This is a genomic window from Streptomyces sp. C (assembly GCF_000158895.1).
Classification (GTDB): domain Bacteria; phylum Actinomycetota; class Actinomycetes; order Streptomycetales; family Streptomycetaceae; genus Streptomyces; species Streptomyces racemochromogenes.
The window spans coordinates 1,444,256-1,449,133 of record NZ_GG657750.1; the positions used below are offsets into that span (position 1 = coordinate 1,444,256).

Sequence of the window (4,878 nt, forward strand, 5' to 3'; positions counted from 1 at the left end):
TTAGGCGGGGGCGCCCGAGGTGAAGCGGCGCAGGAGCGGGCTGAGGACGAGGACGGACTTGGTCCGTTCGACGAAGGGTTCGCCCGCGATGCGCTCCAGGACGCGCTCGAAGTGCCTCATGTCGGAGGCGAAGACCTGGACGAGGGCGTCCGCGTCGCCGGTGACGGTCGACGCGGACACCACCTCGGGGTACCGCTCCAGCCCTCGCCGGATGTCGTCCGGCGAGGTGTTGTGGCGGCAGTAGATCTCGATGAAGCCCTCGGTCTCCCAGCCCATGGCGGCCGGGTCGACGCGGACGGTGAAGCCGGTGATGGCGCCTTCGGCCCGCAGCCGGTCCACGCGCCGTTTGACGGCGGGGGCCGAGAGCCCGACCTCGGAGCCGATGTCCGCGTAGGAGCGGCGGGCATCCTCGGCGAGGGCGTGCACGATGCGTTCGTCGAGATCGTTCAGTCGCACTGCGGGCGGATCACTTCTCTGCTGTGGCCACTTCTTCCGTGGCGAGGCGGGACCGGCGGACGCCGTACAGGAAGTAGAACACGAGGCCCACGATCATCCAGCCACCGAAGACCATCCACGTGGCACTGTCGAGCTCGAACATCATGTAGGCGCAGGCGAGGGCGCCCAGGATCGGGGTGACGGGGAAGAGCGCCACCTTGAAGGTGCGCGGCATGTCCGGGCGGGTCCGGCGCAGGATGATGACGGCGACGTTGACCAGGCCGAAGGCGAAGAGGGTGCCGATGCTGGTGGCGTCGGCGAGCTTGCCGAGCGGGATGAAGGCGGCGAGGACGCCGCAGAAGAGGGAGACGATCACCACGTTGGCGCGGGGGGCGCCGGTCTTCTCGTCGACCTTGGCGAAGACCTTGGGGACGAGGCCGTCGCGGGACATCGCGAAGAGGATGCGGGTCTGGCCGTAGAGGACGGCGAAGACGACGGAGAAGATCGCGACGATGGCGCCGGCGGCGAGGACGACGCCCCAGACGCTGGTGCCGGTGACGTCGGTCATGATCTGGGCGAGCGCGGCCTCGGTGCCCTCGAAGTCCTGCCACGGCATGGCGCCGACGGCGACGAAGGCGACGAGGACGTAGAGGACGGTGACGATGGCCAGCGACAGCATGATCGCGCGCGGCAGGTCCTTCTTCGGGTCCTTGGCCTCCTCACCGGCGGTGGAGGCGGCGTCGAAGCCGATGTAGGAGAAGAAGAGGGTGGAGGCGCCGGCGGCGATGCCGCTCATGCCGAGCGGGGCGAGCGGGGTGTAGTTGCCGGCCTTGATGCCCATGACGCCGATGCCGATGAAGAGCAGCAGGGTGACGATCTTCACCGCGACCATGATCGAGTTGACGGTGGCGCTCTCCTTGGCGCCGCGCATCAGGAAGACCATCGAGAGCAGGACCACGATCAGGGCCGGCAGGTTGATGAACCCGCCCTCGCCCAGCGGCGCGGAGACCGCCTCGGGGACGGTGACGCCGATGGTCCCGTCGAGGAACTCGTTGAGGTACTGGCCCCAGCCGACGGCGACGGCCGCGACGGAGACGGCGTACTCCAGGACCAGGCACCAGCCGCAGATCCAGGCTATGAGCTCGCCCATGGTGGCGTACGCGTAGGAGTACGAGGAGCCGGAGACCGGGACGGAGCCGGCCAGCTCGGCGTAGGAGAGGGCCGAGAACAGGGCGGTCAGGCCCGCGAGGATGAAGGAGATCGTCACGGCGGGGCCGGCCTTGGGGGCGGCGGTGCCGAGGACGACGAAGATGCCGGTGCCCAGGGTGGCACCGATGCTGATCATGGTCAGCTGCCACATGGTGAGCGAGCGGCGCAGCGAGCCGCCCTCGCCCTGCCCGCCCTCGGAGACGAGCCGCTCGACCGGCTTGCGCCGCATGAGCGGGTTCACGGGCTTGCGCGTCTCCTGGGAGAGCGCGGGTGCCTGGCCCTGATCGAGCACGAGGGGACTCCTTTGACACTGCGGGATGGGGACGGTTCGGGCGTCGACCGCAGCGGTCCGGAGCAGTTGGCAGACAGGGGTGAGCCCGTCTGGGCATGAGGGGACCGCCGAGCAGGCGGTCCGCGCCACTCCACGTACAGGGGGTGAGCCTACGAGCAGAGTGATACCGCCCGTAATGCACCATCCTTGCACATTGACGGACGATCGTTGCGCGGATCCGCCCGCCATGGCCGTTTGTTGCGCACGGATGATCGATCGCTGCACAGGGCTCCGCCGGGGGGTTTTCTTGACACTTCGTCAGATCTACCGCAGCGTGCCGCCATGGACCCGGACGTGCTCTACGCGATCGACGTGCCGCGGCCCGGGGCCGGCGCCCACCCGTACGGCATCGGCGGCCGGGGGCGGCCCGCTGGTCTTCGCCGCCTCCGTCTCCGGGCTCACCGCCGCCCCGCTGCACCGCCGCCCCGCCGCCCCGCCGCACCGCTGCACCGCCGCACCACCGCACCGCGCCTACGGGACCGCCAAGGCCGCCCCCGTGTCCCGGGTGCGGTCCGCCGCGGTCGAACCGGGCCCGCACGGGGTACGGGTGAACGCAGTGGCCCGGGGGGTGGTGTGGACCCCGCGGGTCGCCGCACCGCTCGGGCCGGGGGGGGCGGGAGCGCAACGCCGCCGACGCACCGCCGGGTCGGGTCGCCGAGACCGCCGACAACGCGTCCGCCCCGCACTTCCTCGCCTCGCCGCCGGCCCCGTACGTGACGGGGCGGACGCCGACCGTGGACGTCGGGACCGGCGTGGAGTTCCCTTACCCGACGATCGGAGACGCGGATTGAGACCACCACTGGGCCCCGACGAGAGGTGGCAGGACCCCGGGCCCTTCCTGCGCGGGGTCGCCTGGCTGGACCGGGGCCGCCCGGTGCGCGCCGACCCGGACGACACCATGCGCCTGCCCTGGGACACCGGCGAGCGGGCCACCCTGCCCATCGGCGTGCGGCTGGAGTTCACCACGCGCACGGCGCACGCGGTGGAGATCCGCTACCGGGCCACCGTGCCCGGCCCCACCGACGCGCTGCGCGACCTCTCGCACGGCTTCGCCCTGTGGAACCGGCACGGGCTGCTCACCGAGGTCTTCACCGAGCCCGCCGCGGAGTCCGTCGTACGCCTCGGGCTGCCGGCGCGGCACGGCCCGTTCACCCTGCACCCGCCCGAGGGCCAGTCCCCGCTGATCCTGGGGCTGCGCGGCATCGGCGGCGACCTCGCCCCCGCCCCCGAGGCCCCCCGCTGGGTGGTGCACGGCGACTCCATCACCGAGGGCTGGTGGTCCACCCGGCCCGCCCACGGCTGGCCCGCGGTCGCCGGCCGCGCGCTGGGCTTCGACACCGTCAACCTCGGCTACGCGGGCGCCGCGCGCGGCGAACTCGCCACCGCCGAACAGCTCGCCGCGCTCCCCGCCGACGTCCTCACCCTCGCCTTCGGCACCAACTGCTGGTCCCGCGTGCCCTTCACCGCACCGCTGCTGTACGAGACCACGCGCGTGTTCCTCGACCTGGTGCGCCAGGGCCACCCGCGCACCCCCCTGCTGCTCCTGTCCCCCGTGCTGCGCCCCGACGCCGAGCGCACCCCCAACCGCCTGGGCGCCACCCTGGGCGCGCTGCGGGACTCGATGGAGCGGGCCGTCCGGGACCGGATCGCCGCCGGGGACGGGCGGCTGGCCCTGCTGCCGGGCCGGGACGTGCTCGGACCCGAACACCTCGCGGACGGGCTGCACCCCAACGACGCCGGACACCAGGTCCTCGGCCTCGCTGTGGTCACGGCCCTGAGGCGGGCCGGGTTCGACGGCGGGTGAGTGAGACAGGCCATACCGCTCCCGCTGAACGGGGCGCGCCCGCGGCGCCGTGTCCCCCACAAGCAGCCGGGGACCCGGGGCCGCCGCACGACGCGGCGGACCGGCCCCGGACCCGGCGGAGACACAGTGGGAGAGAACACCATGGGCATCAAGCGCGGAACCACCCTGGCCGCGGTCGCGGTCGTCGTCACCCTGGCGGCGACCGCCTGCGGGACGAACGTCAAGGACGGCGCGACCGGACCGGCCGGAGCCGCGTCCGCCCAGGCTCCCGCCGCCGACCCCTACGCCGACGGGCAGCAGCCCGCACAGCAGGCGGGTGCCGGCAAGCCCGCCGGGCAGCTGGCGATCGCGGCCACCGACCAGCTCGGCTCGGTGCTCACCGACAGCGCCGGCTTCACGCTGTACCGCTTCGACAAGGACACCGCCAAGCCGCCCACCTCGAACTGCGACGGCGACTGCGCCAAGGCCTGGCCGGTGGTCGCGGCGGGCGAGGTCACGGCGGCCGCCGGCATGGACCCCGCGCTGCTGGGCGAGGTGGTCCGCAAGGACGGCGGCAAGCAGCTGACGGTGGCCGGCTGGCCCGTGTACCGCTTCGCCAAGGACACCAAGGCGGGCGACCTGAACGGGCAGGGCGTCGGCGGCACCTGGTTCGCCTTCGCCCCCGACGGCAAGAAGGCGGCGAAGGCGGCGGCCTCCCCCGCCCCCGCCGGCGCCGGACAGGCCGCGGGCGCGCTGACGGTGGCCAAGGACCCCAAGCTGGGCGACCACATCGTCGACGGCAACGGCATGACCGTCTACCGCTTCAAGCCGGACACCGCCTGGCCCATGGTCTCCAAGTGCACCGGCGACTGCCTGGCCAAGTGGCCGGTGGTGCCGCCGGTGGACAAGGCGAACGCCAAGGGGATCACCGAGAAGAACTACCTGGTCCTGGACCGCCCCGACGGCAAGAAGCAGCAGACGGTGAACTGCTGGCCCGTCTACACCTTCACCGGCGACAAGAAGGCCGGCGACACCAACGGCCAGGGCGTCGGCGGCACCTGGTACGCCGTCGCCCCCGACGGCGGACTCATCACCGCCCAGTGACCCCCCACCCCCGGTC

Annotated in this window: 4 protein-coding genes; 2 read left to right on the forward strand and 2 right to left on the reverse strand. The window is 72.9% G+C overall.

The genetic code is table 11. The features are described 5' to 3' along the window. Together SSNG_RS06275 and SSNG_RS06280 are read right to left on the reverse strand one after the other, a co-directional pair. Entirely contained in the window at positions 1-456 is a 456-nt protein-coding gene (locus SSNG_RS06275; RefSeq protein WP_007262967.1) for an Lrp/AsnC family transcriptional regulator, read from the reverse strand. A gap of 10 nt (positions 457-466) precedes the next feature. Beyond that, positions 467-1,873: an amino acid permease gene (locus tag SSNG_RS06280; RefSeq protein ID WP_165365054.1), complete on the reverse strand. Its 1,407-nt coding sequence runs from the start codon at positions 1,871-1,873 to the stop codon at positions 467-469. A gap of 889 nt (positions 1,874-2,762) precedes the next feature. Between SSNG_RS06280 and SSNG_RS39205 the strand changes: the two genes are divergently transcribed. Beyond that, the gene (locus SSNG_RS39205; protein WP_007262969.1) at positions 2,763-3,779 is read left to right on the forward strand and encodes a GDSL-type esterase/lipase family protein; all 1,017 of its coding nucleotides are present in this window, start codon (positions 2,763-2,765) and stop codon (positions 3,777-3,779) included. Positions 3,780-3,905: 126 nt separating this feature from the next. Beyond that, on the forward strand, positions 3,906-4,862 hold the full coding sequence (locus tag SSNG_RS06290; protein WP_241695002.1) for an SCO0930 family lipoprotein: 957 nt from the start codon (positions 3,906-3,908) through the stop codon (positions 4,860-4,862). The last annotated feature ends 16 nt before the right edge of the window (positions 4,863-4,878 follow it).